The organism is Microbulbifer okhotskensis (assembly GCF_023895975.1).
GTDB lineage: Bacteria > Pseudomonadota > Gammaproteobacteria > Pseudomonadales > Cellvibrionaceae > Microbulbifer > Microbulbifer okhotskensis.
Map to the genome: position 1 here is coordinate 1 of NZ_JALBWM010000024.1, position 13288 is coordinate 13288.

At 49.3% G+C, this 13288-nt stretch carries 19 protein-coding genes; 4 read left to right on the forward strand and 15 right to left on the reverse strand.

What is annotated here, in order from left to right; all coding sequences use genetic code 11:
* The first annotated feature begins 416 nt into the window (after positions 1-416).
* The 4 genes from pxpA (at position 417) to MO867_RS07885 (ending at position 4711) form a co-directional block, all read left to right on the forward strand.
* The gene (gene pxpA, locus MO867_RS07870; protein WP_252465788.1) at positions 417-1166 is read left to right on the forward strand and encodes a 5-oxoprolinase subunit PxpA; all 750 of its coding nucleotides are present in this window, start codon (positions 417-419) and stop codon (positions 1164-1166) included.
* Complete coding sequence (gene pxpB / locus MO867_RS07875; protein WP_252465789.1) at positions 1163-1906, forward strand: 5-oxoprolinase subunit PxpB; 744 nt, start codon at positions 1163-1165, stop codon at positions 1904-1906. The genes pxpA and pxpB overlap by 4 nt, the downstream gene beginning before the upstream one ends.
* Entirely contained in the window at positions 1903-2880 is a 978-nt protein-coding gene (locus MO867_RS07880) for a 5-oxoprolinase subunit C family protein (protein WP_256473885.1), read from the forward strand. The genes pxpB and MO867_RS07880 overlap by 4 nt, the downstream gene beginning before the upstream one ends.
* 376 nt (positions 2881-3256) lie before the next feature.
* Positions 3257-4711 (forward strand): pectin acetylesterase-family hydrolase, encoded by a 1455-nt coding sequence (locus tag MO867_RS07885; protein ID WP_252465791.1) that lies wholly within the window; start codon positions 3257-3259, stop codon positions 4709-4711.
* A gap of 57 nt (positions 4712-4768) precedes the next feature.
* Here the strand turns inward: MO867_RS07885 and MO867_RS07890 are convergent, their stop codons facing one another.
* From MO867_RS07890 to rpsH, 15 genes are all read right to left on the reverse strand, one after another.
* Complete coding sequence (locus tag MO867_RS07890) at positions 4769-5404, reverse strand: hypothetical protein (protein WP_252465792.1); 636 nt, start codon at positions 5402-5404, stop codon at positions 4769-4771.
* A gap of 150 nt (positions 5405-5554) precedes the next feature.
* Entirely contained in the window at positions 5555-5812 is a 258-nt protein-coding gene (locus MO867_RS07895; RefSeq protein WP_252465793.1) for a DUF1315 family protein, read from the reverse strand.
* A gap of 73 nt (positions 5813-5885) precedes the next feature.
* Positions 5886-6272 carry a 50S ribosomal protein L17 gene (gene rplQ, locus MO867_RS07900; RefSeq protein ID WP_252465794.1) on the reverse strand — a complete coding sequence of 129 codons (387 nt, stop codon included), beginning with the start codon at positions 6270-6272 and terminating at the stop codon, positions 5886-5888.
* A 123-nt stretch (positions 6273-6395) separates the two neighbouring features.
* On the reverse strand, positions 6396-7400 hold the full coding sequence (locus MO867_RS07905; protein WP_252465795.1) for a DNA-directed RNA polymerase subunit alpha: 1005 nt from the start codon (positions 7398-7400) through the stop codon (positions 6396-6398).
* 44 nt (positions 7401-7444) lie between these two features.
* On the reverse strand, positions 7445-8065 hold the full coding sequence (gene rpsD, locus MO867_RS07910; RefSeq protein WP_252465796.1) for a 30S ribosomal protein S4: 621 nt from the start codon (positions 8063-8065) through the stop codon (positions 7445-7447).
* A gap of 15 nt (positions 8066-8080) precedes the next feature.
* A complete protein-coding gene (gene rpsK, locus MO867_RS07915) occupies positions 8081-8470 on the reverse strand; it encodes a 30S ribosomal protein S11 (RefSeq protein ID WP_143729411.1) in 390 nt (129 codons plus the stop codon).
* An 86-nt stretch (positions 8471-8556) separates the two neighbouring features.
* Positions 8557-8913: a 30S ribosomal protein S13 gene (rpsM, locus tag MO867_RS07920; RefSeq protein ID WP_252465797.1), complete on the reverse strand. Its 357-nt coding sequence runs from the start codon at positions 8911-8913 to the stop codon at positions 8557-8559.
* Between the two features lie 344 nt (positions 8914-9257).
* Positions 9258-9374: a 50S ribosomal protein L36 gene (rpmJ, locus tag MO867_RS07925; RefSeq protein WP_010133825.1), complete on the reverse strand. Its 117-nt coding sequence runs from the start codon at positions 9372-9374 to the stop codon at positions 9258-9260.
* A gap of 41 nt (positions 9375-9415) precedes the next feature.
* Positions 9416-10762, reverse strand: a complete 1347-nt coding sequence (gene secY, locus MO867_RS07930) for a preprotein translocase subunit SecY (protein WP_252465799.1) — start codon at positions 10760-10762, stop codon at positions 9416-9418.
* Between the two features lie 11 nt (positions 10763-10773).
* A complete protein-coding gene (gene rplO / locus MO867_RS07935) occupies positions 10774-11208 on the reverse strand; it encodes a 50S ribosomal protein L15 (protein WP_252465800.1) in 435 nt (144 codons plus the stop codon).
* 1 nt (position 11209) lies between these two features.
* The gene (gene rpmD, locus MO867_RS07940) at positions 11210-11395 is read right to left on the reverse strand and encodes a 50S ribosomal protein L30 (RefSeq protein ID WP_252465802.1); all 186 of its coding nucleotides are present in this window, start codon (positions 11393-11395) and stop codon (positions 11210-11212) included.
* Between the two features lie 38 nt (positions 11396-11433).
* Positions 11434-11940 (reverse strand): 30S ribosomal protein S5, encoded by a 507-nt coding sequence (gene rpsE, locus MO867_RS07945; protein WP_252465804.1) that lies wholly within the window; start codon positions 11938-11940, stop codon positions 11434-11436.
* A 10-nt stretch (positions 11941-11950) separates the two neighbouring features.
* Complete coding sequence (gene rplR, locus MO867_RS07950) at positions 11951-12301, reverse strand: 50S ribosomal protein L18 (RefSeq protein WP_252465806.1); 351 nt, start codon at positions 12299-12301, stop codon at positions 11951-11953.
* A gap of 13 nt (positions 12302-12314) precedes the next feature.
* Positions 12315-12848 (reverse strand): 50S ribosomal protein L6, encoded by a 534-nt coding sequence (gene rplF / locus MO867_RS07955; RefSeq protein ID WP_252465808.1) that lies wholly within the window; start codon positions 12846-12848, stop codon positions 12315-12317.
* Between the two features lie 12 nt (positions 12849-12860).
* Complete coding sequence (rpsH, locus tag MO867_RS07960) at positions 12861-13253, reverse strand: 30S ribosomal protein S8 (RefSeq protein WP_252465809.1); 393 nt, start codon at positions 13251-13253, stop codon at positions 12861-12863.
* Positions 13254-13288 lie beyond the last annotated feature (35 nt).

Sequence of the window (13288 nt, forward strand, 5' to 3'; positions counted from 1 at the left end):
TATCTGGCCGTGGTTCCTACCTATTTCGCCCCCTAAAACTGTCCGAAGTATTGTTAAAGAAGAAAGAAAAGTATACCAAGCTATTTGGGGATTTGAATAATCGGGTTAAAATACTCTCGCCGCACAAAGCAGTTTAAATAAAGTAATATTGGAGCAAGCTATCATTCCCTCTCAGCTCCCACTAAAACTCTTAACGTTACAAAAAACAGTCGCAAATGCCCCATTGTGGGAGAAGCTCAATACACTGCGAAATGACATTGAAGCTAAAGCGTGCTTTTGCTCACCTTTAGGCGGCAGCTACGGGTCGTATGGAGTTCAAATCTCGTCTAAAGTCAAATCATGCTTATACAATAAAAATAAAAATAGCATCTTCAGCATTCCTGAATGCTCCATATTAATTCAAAGAGAAAATCACGGTGCATATAGATATCAACTGTGACCTAGGCGAAGGCACTGATTTATCAAGCTGTGGCAGAGATGCCCAAATTATGTCGTTTATCTCTCGCTGTAATATAGCCTGTAGCGGTCACGCCGGCACTCCCGAAATAATGGAGAGATCTATTGAAAATGCACTTCATGCCAACTTGAAGATTGGTGCCCACCCCAGCTACCCCGATCGAGATAATTTTGGACGAGAATCAATAGCTATATCACCAGAAAGATTACTCGAATCCCTCTGCGAACAGATAAGCCAATTAACGAGTATAGCCCGCCAGCTTGAAACAGAACTGGATCATATTAAACTACACGGCGCTCTCTATAATGACGCTGAGGCAAACATTCAGCTTGCCGAAAACATTACCACTCTTTTTGCTGGAGAGTACCCATCACTTAAAATCCTGGGCCTCGCAAACGGCGCCATGGAAACTGCTGCGTCCGGGCAAGGCCGAGTATTCATACGGGAAGGCTTTATGGACAGGCAATATCTCAATGAGAGCCAGCTGGCACCCCGCTCACTTCCCAAAGCTCTTATTACTGACACGGCCAAATGCCTAAATCAAGCCACCTGCCTAGCAAAAAACCTGCCGTTTAAAGATTATTATGGAGGAAAACTACAGTTTAATGTAGACACTATTTGCCTGCATGGTGACAGCCCTCAGGCACCTGCTCTCGCCGAGCAGCTAACTCATTATTTTATGGCCAATGGCCTGAGCATAGATCGGTGACACTTTACCCTCATAAAAATCTTCCTGCAATCACCAACAATGGGGATTGCGCTTTAGATATCCGATTCTCGGACAGCCCCAGCAAAGAACTAAGCAGTATAATTATCAGGATTAGAGAAAAAATACTGCAACTAAAGTTAAGCGGAATTATTGACATTATTCCAGCCTATCAATGTTTGACCATTATTTTTGACCCCACACACTGTTCGCACAAGATGCTACACAGCATCCTCAGCCAAAACATTGATATCGTTTTAAAAAACCCATTAAACACTAAACACAAATCAAAGCTCATCCGTATCCCTGTATGCTACGAAGAAAGGTATTCTCCTGATATAGAATTTTTAAGTGACTACACAAATTTATCTATCCCGGAAATTGTCCGCCGACATACAGCTAACCACTATTTAGTCCATATGTTAGGGTTTACGCCCGGATTCCTATACTTGGGCGGACTTGACCCCAAATTATACTGCCCGCGAAAAGACACTCCCCGCACCCAAATTCCCGCAGGCGCTGTCGGCATTGGCGGCCGCCAGACCGGTATCTACCCACAAGCTACACCTGGAGGCTGGCAAATAATCGGGCAAACTCCGCTCAAGCTTTTCCAAGCATCCAATAGCTCGCCCTTTATTGCGGACCCTCTTGATGAGGTTGAGTTCTTCCCGATTACTCGCCAACAATTTACTACGCTAGCGCAAGTGGCCAGCAATAGTACTCCCAGAGCGATTACCCCATGAGCATTCGATTTGTTCGAGCAGGCTTACAGACCAGCATTCAGGATCAGGGGCGCCCAGGTATGATGGATTGGGGGATACCCTGGGGGGGGGCCGCCGATCCACTATCAATGAAAATAGCCAATTTACTACTGGATAACTCCCCCAACAACCCGGTCTTAGAAGCTACCTTGTTAGGCCCCCGTATTGAATTTCAATGTGATATCACCATCGCAATCGCCGGCGCCCAATTTACAACAATGTTAAACGACAGTCCTATCGAGAATTACAAAACGGTAAAGATCAAGTCTGGCGACATTCTGGATATCGGTCGAGTGATCAGCGGCGCAAGAACCTATATCGCCTTTCCCGCGAAAATAGAAATACCGCAGATTTTGGGCAGTGCGGGAACCCATATCGTTAGTAAATTTGGAGGTCTCAACGACGATGCTATCCGCACAGGTGACACTATTGACCTAATAAATATTCGCCCAGTAAGAGAGTTAGCCCTCAATAAAAACTTTCACCTCATCTATACCAACCAATCTCAAATAAGGATAGTGCCAGGCTCGGAGAGTGATTTATTTCCAGAAACATTGACTGCTCAATTTTATAAAACCACTTTCGAAGTCTCTCCCCAAAGTAATCGCATGGGTATTCGCCTATCAGGCTTGAAACACCAGCAAGAAAAAGAATATGAGGCCAAAAAGGTACCGATGATATCTTCTGGCCTCTACCCTGGAAGCATACAGGTACCACCCGATGAAAAGCCCATCATCTCATTTATCGAAGGACAAACCATAGGCGGCTATCCTCGAATCGGTCATGTCATAAAAGCCGAGCTGCATCGCTTAGGGCAATTAAAACCCAGTGACAAAATTAGATTCCAGAAAATTAACTTAGGGGAAGCAAAGAGTATATTGAAGAAAAAACGAGAGCTTCTGCACCAGTTACAATTAAGTCTTGGCAAACATGAAAAAGAATTTTTAATACTTTAAGCTACTAAAACCCACCAATTAATTTACTTGATGAAAAATACTTAAATATAAAACATCTTGATTTATTTTTGTTGTTTTTCATGCCGCCAATACTATTAACAACTTACCAATGCCTATAAATCTAGACGCAATTTAAATATTTTTGGCCAAGACCATCATCCATGGACGTTTTTGCGTGACTGGCTAGTTTTTCTTGATATCCTGCTAGACCACTCGATCAATATTAACTAATCTCTGTGGGTTTTACCCAAACAGCGATTTGGACTAACGTACAAAATGATTCTTTAGGGAGGATCTTTTGGGATCCAGGTATGAACCTTGGGATCAATTCGTCTAGGCCGAAGAGAAAATACCAACTACTTCAAGGGGATTAATAATGATAAAAATTCTCCGTGGTTTCATATCGTCAATTTTTGTCGGTTCACTTTTTATCACCTCTTATGCTCACGCCGAGCCGGGTGATTATAATTTCTGGACAACTCTAAAGCATCTATTCGACCCACCCAATGCCAATGAACCCGTAACACCAGAGCAGGCTCAGGGGATGTACCCCCTTACTCTGGATGACCCAAATTTTAACGACGACTTTGACCCGGCCGATTTCAATACTTGGCAGAAAGTAGACGTGCCTGCCAATACTGGAGCCATGTGCGGCAACGGCTCCCCCTATAAGTTCTTTGTTCATCGAGTACCCGACACCAGCAATACGATTTTCTACTTTGAGGGCGGAGGTGCCTGCTGGGATTATGAGAGCTGCTCTGGGCAGGCAGGCACTCGTGGAGCACGAAATCCAAATGGCATACCTGATGACTATCTCAGTAATGTGCATCTTCTGGACTTCTCAAATTTCGAAAATCTCACCACTGCGGGAGTTTCGCCTCTAATCTACACTCACCACCCTTACAACCAGTATAAAACGGGTGAGTGGAACATGGTCTATGTGCCCTACTGTACCGGGGACATTTACGTTGGTGATAAAACTGAGATTTATGAAGACGAGAGCGGTCAAAACTCCGATTTAATATGGCATCACAATGGTTTACGCAATGTACAATCGGTAACTTCCTGGGTTAAAAATAATTTACAAAAACCAAAACAATTACTGACCGCTGGATGCAGCGCGGGAAGCGTCGGCGCACTGTTAAATTATTCAAAAATCCGCGAGGACATGAATGTCGATCATGGATACCTAATCGATGATTCAGGCCCTCTGTACAAAGCGCCACTGGATAATAATGACAGCTCTCAATATCCTTCGCTGCCACTGCACAAAGAAGTATTAAGTTCATGGACTACTTACACGCCCGATGGAGACCCCAACGCGGAAAACCCTATTACTATGCTGAAACGCATTACTCCAGGGTTTGACGCTAACCAGCTAGCCTCTATTTACAGCGCCTTGTCAGAAAAATTCCCAACCGACCGCCTGGGTATCACCCACTTCCTGGCCGACGGGAATTTCTCATCCTATTCCTACGAACGCTTTTACGAAGATATTTATAATGACCCCGATGCGGAATCGCGCTTGGCCAAGTTGCGACAGCGCTGGCAGACAGATACTCATGAAAACCTGATTCCTCTGTTGGATCAGACCAGTAATTGGGGCTACTACTTCCCGATGTTCCGCAACCTGAATGAGAGTCACTGCACCACCATTATCGACTTAAACTATGGGGAAATTGCTGAGCACGGACTGGAACTCAAAGACTTTCTAGACAATATAATAAATCACAATGGCGGGGGAATGATTCGTGCTTACGAGACTGATGAAGTTTCTGACTACGAGAACAATAGCAATCTATTTTATGATCTGATTGGGTTGTTTATGTAACCGCTGGTAACAAGAGGACGGCGCTGTTATTGAAACAATGACAGCGCCGCATTACGTCTAGCTGCCGTACACCGTTTCTCTGGCATCTTGCAGGCGTTTACGCAGATATTCGTGCCTACTCATGCCACCTGGAAAAGAAGTCATTTGCTGTACTTCCTCAACAATAGACTGCTCCAGCTCTTTATAGGTCGAAAAACCCGGAACCTCAATGTGGGGATCGTAGTCATCAATGACTGACTGAGCTTGACTGCGATAAACATTAAACAGCTCTTCAGCCCGCAGCTTAAACTCACCCTGACTCACACTGTTTTTTTCCAGCCAAGCCAACTTCAAAGAAAGCGCTTCGTAGCCGGTAACGCGCGCTTCTCTTTCTACTTCCTCTATAGCCTCCCATGCCTCTTCACTAGAAAGCTCACCCAGACCCGAAAAATAGTCTTTGAGAGCCCGTTTAATATTTTCCTGATCCAAGTAAGCTTTTACACGAGGGTGATCTAATAACTCTTTGACCTCGGTATTTTCAAGTTGGGACCAAGGGATACGATTGGAAATATTTTTGACCAATTCACTATCGCCCTCCAGAGGCTCAATCAGCTGGCGCACTTTCGTCACCCCTGAGCGAACATCAATATCGTAGTGATCAACTCCAACAACGGCGAGCGTTACTGCTCCGGCAAGCAAAATCAGTTTTCTCATAATTAGTTACCGAGCACCTTAGAAATTTTATATTTGTCCATCGGTAACTATCTAAGCAGAGAATCGGCAAGGGATGAATGAAAAGGAAGCCTCATTTGTTGAGTTTCCTGCCAATATATTTCTCCTCTTCTCGATGCCAGCTACCCGAGCCTAGCGGACCCAGCTCACGACTTGCTCATCATCTTTTCTCCCCACACAAGGGTCTTTCTTGGTTTTGGGTTCAACATAACCAACCTGCTTTTCTCTCGAAAGATGTACAGACTCCCAGTTGGCCACAGCCTCGGCACAGAGGCTTCGCTGCTCTCCGGTTAGCGCAATACCGTTAGGCCATTTTCCAAGCTCTATAGCCCGCTTTAAACTCCCAACAATTTCTGAGTTCAAGCTTTTTAATAATTGCTCAAAAGACATACGAAAATTCTCATTCAGGCACAAAAAAGGCCGGTCTAAGACCGGCCTTCCGTAGCACTATGGCTAGTACAGCTTACGCTTGTGCGGCTTCGTCTTCTACTTGAGGACGATCCACCAGTTCAACGTAGGCCATCGGCGCTTTATCACCAGCACGGAAGCCACATTTCAGAATACGGATATAACCGCCTGGACGTGCTTCGTAACGGGGACCCAGTTCGTCGAACAACTTACGCACTGCATCCTTATCACGAATACGGGCGAAAACCAGTCGGCGATTGGCAACACTGTCTTTCTTAGCCAGGGTAATCAGCGGCTCGGCGACGCGACGCAGCTCCTTGGCTTTGGCCAGTGTGGTTTTGATCAGTTCGTGCTCCACCAAAGAGGCGCTCATGTTCTTGAACATGGCCTTGCGGTGAGCGCTCGTGCGGCTGAATTTACGGCCACTATAGCGATGACGCATGACTCAATTCCTTACGACCAAAGTTGCTGTCACAGCAGGTCGTTCTGGAGCGGTGTCGCGCTAAGCTGTGGCACCGCTCGGGTTCTTTCGACTAGTCACGGTTACACCGTGACTACCAAATGCTTACAGGGGGCTTAATTTGCTGTCGCCTTTGAGACTGGCCGGTGGCCAATTTTCAAGACGCATACCCAGAGAGAGTCCACGGGAAGCCAACACATCCTTGATTTCAGTCAGAGACTTCTTACCAAGATTCGGGGTCTTCAGCAGCTCTACTTCAGTGCGCTGAATTAGGTCACCGATATAGTAGATGTTTTCCGCTTTCAGACAGTTGGCCGAACGTACAGTCAACTCCAGGTCGTCCACAGGTCGCAGCAGTACTGGATCAACCTCGGGCTCTTCGGCCTTCGGTTGAGCATCTTTTTCACCTTCCAGATCCACAAATACCGCAAGTTGCTGCTGCAGAATAGTGGCTGCACGGCGAATAGCCTCTTCTGGATCCAGAGTACCATTGGTCTCCAGATCCAGGACTAGCTTGTCCAGATCGGTACGCTGTTCTACCCGCGCGCTTTCCACGCTGTAGGACACACGACGAACCGGGCTATATGAAGCGTCCAGTTGCAGACGGCCAATCGCACGGCTTTCCTCTTCCTCGTCACGACGAGCGTCAGCCGGTTGGTAGCCGCGACCACGTGCGATAGTGAGACGCAAATTGAGCTCTACATCACCAGTAATATTGGCGATCACATGCTCAGGATTCACGATCTCAATATCGTGATCTACCTGGATATCTCCAGCAGTCACTGCACCTGGGCCTTTTTTGCTCAGGCTCAATACCGCCAGATCCTTGCCGTGCATAACAACGGCGATTTCTTTCAGGTTGAGCAGGATTTCAATAACATCTTCCTGCACACCTTCAATCGCGCTGTATTCGTGCTCGACACCGTCGATTTCGACTTCGATGACGGCGCAGCCCGGCATGGAGGACAGCAGGATGCGACGCAGCGCATTGCCGAGAGTGTGGCCAAAGCCACGCTCCAGGGGCTCCAAAACCACTTTAGCGTGATTCGGATTGTACTCGGTGACGTCAATACGACGCGGTGTCAAAAACTCGTTGACAGCAGTCTGCATAGCCATACCTGTTTACAGTTGCATTCCTTAAAGTGAACTAATTGTTACTTGGAGTACAGTTCCACGATAAGGTTTTCGTTGATCTCTGCTGGTAGATCTACACGATCCGGAATGCGCTTGAAAGTGCCTTCCAGTTTACTCGCGTTTATGTCTACCCACTCGACATCGCCACGCTGGGCAGCGAGGGAAACGGAATTCTGAACACGCAGCTGCTTTTTAGCTTTTTCACGCACAGAAATCACATCACCTTCATTCACTTGGAAGGAAGGAATGTTGACTGAAGTACCGTTTACCAAAATCGCCTTGTGAGAAACCAATTGACGGGCTTCAGAGCGAGTTGAGCCGAAGCCCATACGGTAAACAACATTGTCGAGGCGTTTTTCCAGAAGCTGCAACAGGTTCTCACCAGTGGCGCCTTTCAGACGCGCCGCTTCCTTATAGTAGTTACGGAACTGCTTTTCCAGTACGCCGTAGATACGACGAACCTTTTGCTTTTCGCGCAACTGGATGCCGTAGTCGGACAAGCGACCACGACCAGAGCCATGCTGACCAGGCTTGGATTCTGCGCGACATTTGGAGTCGTGTGGACGAACACCACTTTTCAGCTGCAGATCGGTACCTTCCCGACGGGAAAGTTTACATTTTGGTCCAATATAACGTGCCATTTTATCAGCCCCCTCTTACACGCGACGTTTCTTGGGTGGACGACATCCATTATGCGGAATTGGCGTCACGTCGGTGATGTTGGTGATCTTGTAGCCGCAGTTGTTCAGTGCGCGAACAGCAGATTCGCGACCGGGGCCGGGGCCCTTAACTTCTACGTCGAGGTTTTTCAGGCCGTAGTCCTGAGCTGCAGTTCCTGCGCGCTCAGCGGCAACCTGGGCTGCAAACGGGGTGCTCTTACGTGAGCCACGGAAGCCAGATCCACCTGCGGTGGCCCAGCTAAGGGTATTACCCTGGCGATCAGTGATCGTCACGATCGTATTGTTGAACGATGCGTGGATGTGGGCAATACCGTCAACAACGGTCTTTTTGACCTTTTTGCGAACAGTAGTTTTTGGCTTAGCCATACCAGTATCCTAAATCCTGTATCAAATCCCCCCAGTCTTTAACAAAGAGAGGGGCTTATTGAACCGCGAATTCGCGCCTTAGAGGCTTACTTGCGAATCGGCTTGCGCGGACCCTTACGGGTACGAGCATTGGTCTTAGTGCGCTGACCACGCAGCGGCAAGCTGCGACGGTGACGCAGACCGCGATAGCAACCCAAGTCCATCAAACGCTTGATGTTCATGGATACTTCACGGCGCAGGTCGCCCTCTACAGTGAGTTTTGCAACTTCACCGCGGATGGTTTCAATCTGCTCTTCAGACAGGTCGCGGATTTTGGTGGATTCAGCGATACCAATCGCTGCCAAAATTGACTGAGCCGTAGTTCGACCAACCCCATAAATGTGGGTCAGGGAGATTACGGCGTGCTTATGGTCTGGTACATTGACACCAGCAATACGTGCCATAGAGGCGTACTCCACGTATTGGAATCACTGCTTTATATTAAGTATGTGACTCAACTTTGATTTCGGCGCTGACAGCGACTAAAAAACCGACGGCGCCACCAAAAAGGCGCGCAAGAATAGCTTTTCAGACACTAATTTGCAATAGCCAACCTCCGCATCGGTCCCCCGAAACGGATGATAACGACAGTCAACGCCCCCTTTTGGAAGCCAGCATTTTACCGACTTCCCACCTCAAAAACATTTGAGGCATTGTTATCTGCTACGGGACTGCATCAAATAACGAATACTTCCAGCTTTTACAGAGACGCCCAAGGGCGCACTCTGCAAGGGGCTGGCCCCTTTTCTTAGCCTTGACGCTGCTTGTGACGCGGCTCGGCGCTGCAGATTACCCGCAGAACACCTTTGCGACGTACGATTTTGCAGTTACGGCAGATCTTTTTTACAGAAGCGCGTACTTTCATGACCTTACCTCAATTCAATCAATCTGCGAGCAGGTGACGCACTAGCGACGACCGTAGCTTTGCAGGTTCGCTTTTTTCATCATACCCTCGTACTGGTGTGACAGCAGATGCGATTGTACCTGCGCCATAAAGTCCATCACTACTACTACAACGATCAGCAGTGAGGTACCCCCCAGATAGAAGGGAACGTTAAACCCAACCACCAGGAACTGCGGCAGCAGGGATACCAGTGCGATATACACAGCACCCACCAGCGTGAGGCGAGTCAGAACGCTATCGATATAGCGAGCCGTCTGCTCTCCGGGACGAATGCCTGGAACATATGCACCAGACTTTTTCAGGTTATCCGCAACTTCATTCGGGTTAAACATCAACGCCGTGTAGAAGAAGCAGAAGAAACCAATCAACAGTGCAAACAGAATAATGTTCAGTGGCTGCCCTGGTCCGAGCTGTAACGCCATCCATTTCAGTATTTCTGCACCGAGACCTTCCCCGCCCTCACCAAACCACTGCGCCAGTGTGGCCGGGAATAGCAAGATGCTGCTGGCGAAAATTACCGGGATTACACCCGCCATATTCACCTTCAGCGGCAAATGGCTCGCCTGTGCAGCCGGAGCTGCAGAATAACGTCCCGCCTGACGCCTGGCGTGGTTGATAGTAATACGGCGTTGGCCGCGTTCCATCACAACCACAAAGAAGACGACGGCAAGCGCTACAACGCCAATCATCAACAGCATGAGTATGTGCAGCTCACCCTGTCTTGCCTGCTCAAATGCCTGGCCGACGGCACCGGGTAATCCGGCAACGATACCAGCAAAAATCAGCATCGAAATGCCGTTGCCAACACCGCGCTCAGTGATCTGCTCACCGAGCCACATCATAAATACAGCACCAGTCACCAGTGACGTCACCGCCACAAAGTAAAAACCAAATGCAGGCTCAGATGAGTAAGCCAGACCCTGCCCCGCCAGCCCGAAAGTCATACCGACACCCTGAATCAGTGCCAGCATTACCGTCAGGTAACGGGTGTACTGGTTAATCTTGCGCCTTCCAGCCTCACCCTCCTTCTTCAATGCTTCCAGAGAGGGAGTCACCGCGCTCATCAACTGCATGATGATGGACGCGGAGATGTAGGGCATGATGCCCAGCGCCAAAATGCTCATCCTTTCCAGGGCGCCGCCTGAGAACATGTTAAACAGGCCAAGGATGGTTCCCTGGTTCTGATTAAACAGGTTTGACAGCTTTTCCGGATCAATGCCGGGCACCGGAATATGTGTCCCCAGACGATAAACAAGAATCGCTAGAAACAGAAAACGAAGGCGAGCCCAGAGCTCGCCCAATCCCTTGCTGTTGCCCAGGGGATTTCCACCGGATCCTGGTCGTGCCATTGGCGCCTCGATTAATCTTCTATTTTACCGCCAGCAGCTTCGATCGCTGCCTTTGCGCCTTTGGTAATTCCCAGACCTTTCACGGTAACAGCTTTGCTCAGCTCTCCGGAGAGGAATACTTTGGCGCGCTTAATGTGGTTGCCGATAATATCGGCATTCTTCAGCGCTGCCAAATCGATTACCTCATTTTCTACCTTCGCCAGCTCAGCCAGACGTACTTCTGCGGTAAAGCGAGAAACACGAGCGGTGAAACCGTACTTAGGTAGACGCTTCTGCAAAGGCATCTGACCGCCTTCGAAGCCTGGACGGACACTGCCGCCAGAACGCGCTTTTTGACCTTTGTGGCCGCGGCCACCGGTCTTACCCAATCCGCTACCAATACCGCGACCAACGCGTTTCGCGCTGTGCTTATGGCCCTGTGCGGGAGACAAGTCGTTCAAACGCATGTTATTCCCCCTCAACCTTAACCAGGTAGTTCACTTTATTGATCATGCCACGGACGGAAGGAGTATCTTCCACTTCCACTGTGTGGCCGATGCGGCGTAGGCCCAGACCGGCAACGCTCGCCTGATGGCTTTTCAGGCGTCCGTTGGTGCTTTTGGTCTGGGTCACTTTAATGGTCTTCATAGCCATGGTCTTAACCCACCAATAACCTTAAATCTGGGCTGTGATTAGCCCAGAATCTCTTCGACAGATTTACCGCGCTTGGCCGCTACATCTTCCGGGCTCTGCATTTGCTCCAGAGCTTTGAAAGTTGCGCGAACTACGTTCACCGGGTTGGTGGAGCCGTAGCACTTAGCCAATACGTTGTGCACACCAGCCATTTCCAGTACGGAGCGCATTGCACCGCCGGCAATTACGCCGGTACCCTGGGAAGCGGGCTGCATGTAAATCTTGGAACCGCCGTGACGACCATTGATAGCGTACTGGATGGTATCACCATTCAGGTCTACCTGGATCATATTGCGGCGCGCAGCTTCCATCGCTTTCTGAATCGCAACTGGCACTTCACGCGCCTTGCCACGACCGAAACCGACACGGCCATTGCCATCACCAACAACAGTCAGTGCAGTAAAGGCGAAGATACGACCACCTTTTACAGTCTTGGCAACGCGGTTGACCTGGACCAGCTTTTCCTGCAGGCCTTCGTCGTTGCTTTTGTCTTTCTCTCTAGCCATAACTCAACCCTTAGAATTTCAAACCGGCTTCGCGGGCAGCTTCAGCCAGAGCCTTAACACGGCCATGGTACTTGAAACCACTGCGATCAAAGGCAACTTCTTCAACACCGGCGGCCTTGGCACGCTCAGCGATCAGTTTGCCAACCGCGGTAGCAGCGTCAGCGTTACCGGTTTTATCTGAGCGCAGGTCCTTGTCGAGGGTAGAGGCGGAAGCCAGTACCGCATTGCCTTCGGCAGACAGGATCTGTGCATATATGTGGCGCGGGGTGCGGTTCACGGTTAAGCGAACGGCGCCCAGCTCACGGATCTTGGCGCGGGCACGACGTGCACGACGCAAGCGAGATGCTTTCTTAACGTTCATATCTATGCCCTATTTACTTCTTCTTGGCCTCTTTACGATACACGCGCTCATCAGCATATCGGACACCCTTACCTTTGTAGGGCTCCGGCGGACGGAACGCACGGATCTCAGCGGCCACTTGGCCCAGCAGCTGTTTATTGCTGCTTTTCAGTACGATTTCAGTCTGGGATGGCGTTTCCGCAGTCACGCCTTCCGGCAACTGATAATCGATCGGATGGGAGAAGCCCAGGGTTAGGTTAACCGCTTTACCGGTTGCTTTCGCACGATAACCAACACCCAGCAACTGAAGCTTCTTCTCGAAGCCCTTGCTTACGCCTATCACCATGTTATTGACCAGCGCACGGGTAGTTCCCGCGAGTGCTCTGGCCTGCTTGGAGTTATTACGTGTAGAGAAAGTCAGCTGGCTTTCGGCCTGGCTTACTTCCACATCACTGTGAACAACCATATCCAGGTTACCACTACCGCCTTTAACAGCGATGTCTTGACCGTTCAGGTCAACGGTAACACCTGCGGGGATAACTATCGGACTATTTGCTACTCGAGACATTGTAACCCCCGCTTAGAATACGGTGCAGAGCACTTCGCCACCGACACCGGCCTGACGTGCAGCACGATCCGTCATCACACCTTTGGAGGTGGAAACGATCGCGATGCCCAGACCGCCACGTACGGTTGGCAGAGCTTTCTTACCAGTGTAAGAGCGCAGGCCAGGACGAGAAACACGGTCCAGCTCAGCGATAACCGGCTTGCCCTGAAAATATTTCAGCGCAATGGTCAGTTCAGGCTTGCTGCCTTCACTTACATTTAAATCGGTAACATAACCTTCGTCTTTCAGGACTTTGGCTACCGCTACCTTCACTTTGGATGATGGCAGTGTGACTTCCGCCTTTCCGCGAGCCAGGGCGTTGCGGATGCGAGTCAGCATATCTGCCAACGGATCTTGCATACTCATTTTATGAGACTCCTCAAATCTGCCTTAAACCGGCT

What these genes read in the sequence shown, in the direction of transcription:
- rpsD (WP_252465796.1), bottom strand. Translation starts at nt 8,065, where the DNA reads ATGGCACGTTATATTGGACCAAAATGTAAACTTTCCCGTCGGGAAGGT.
- MO867_RS07905 (WP_252465795.1), bottom strand. Translation starts at nt 7,400, where the DNA reads ATGCAGACTGCTGTCAACGAGTTTTTGACACCGCGTCGTATTGACGTC.
- rpmJ (WP_010133825.1), bottom strand. Translation starts at nt 9,374, where the DNA reads ATGAAAGTACGCGCTTCTGTAAAAAAGATCTGCCGTAACTGCAAAATC.
- secY (WP_252465799.1), bottom strand. Translation starts at nt 10,762, where the DNA reads ATGGCACGACCAGGATCCGGTGGAAATCCCCTGGGCAACAGCAAGGGA.
- MO867_RS07895 (WP_252465793.1), bottom strand. Translation starts at nt 5,812, where the DNA reads ATGTCTTTTGAGCAATTATTAAAAAGCTTGAACTCAGAAATTGTTGGG.
- MO867_RS07880 (WP_256473885.1), top strand. Translation starts at nt 1,903, where the DNA reads ATGAGCATTCGATTTGTTCGAGCAGGCTTACAGACCAGCATTCAGGAT.
- rpmD (WP_252465802.1), bottom strand. Translation starts at nt 11,395, where the DNA reads ATGGCTATGAAGACCATTAAAGTGACCCAGACCAAAAGCACCAACGGA.
- rplR (WP_252465806.1), bottom strand. Translation starts at nt 12,301, where the DNA reads ATGAACGTTAAGAAAGCATCTCGCTTGCGTCGTGCACGTCGTGCCCGC.
- rpsK (WP_143729411.1), bottom strand. Translation starts at nt 8,470, where the DNA reads ATGGCTAAGCCAAAAACTACTGTTCGCAAAAAGGTCAAAAAGACCGTT.
- rpsE (WP_252465804.1), bottom strand. Translation starts at nt 11,940, where the DNA reads ATGGCTAGAGAGAAAGACAAAAGCAACGACGAAGGCCTGCAGGAAAAG.
- MO867_RS07890 (WP_252465792.1), bottom strand. Translation starts at nt 5,404, where the DNA reads ATGAGAAAACTGATTTTGCTTGCCGGAGCAGTAACGCTCGCCGTTGTT.
- rplF (WP_252465808.1), bottom strand. Translation starts at nt 12,848, where the DNA reads ATGTCTCGAGTAGCAAATAGTCCGATAGTTATCCCCGCAGGTGTTACC.
- MO867_RS07885 (WP_252465791.1), top strand. Translation starts at nt 3,257, where the DNA reads ATGATAAAAATTCTCCGTGGTTTCATATCGTCAATTTTTGTCGGTTCA.
- rpsM (WP_252465797.1), bottom strand. Translation starts at nt 8,913, where the DNA reads ATGGCACGTATTGCTGGTGTCAATGTACCAGACCATAAGCACGCCGTA.
- rplQ (WP_252465794.1), bottom strand. Translation starts at nt 6,272, where the DNA reads ATGCGTCATCGCTATAGTGGCCGTAAATTCAGCCGCACGAGCGCTCAC.
- rplO (WP_252465800.1), bottom strand. Translation starts at nt 11,208, where the DNA reads ATGCGTTTGAACGACTTGTCTCCCGCACAGGGCCATAAGCACAGCGCG.
- rpsH (WP_252465809.1), bottom strand. Translation starts at nt 13,253, where the DNA reads ATGAGTATGCAAGATCCGTTGGCAGATATGCTGACTCGCATCCGCAAC.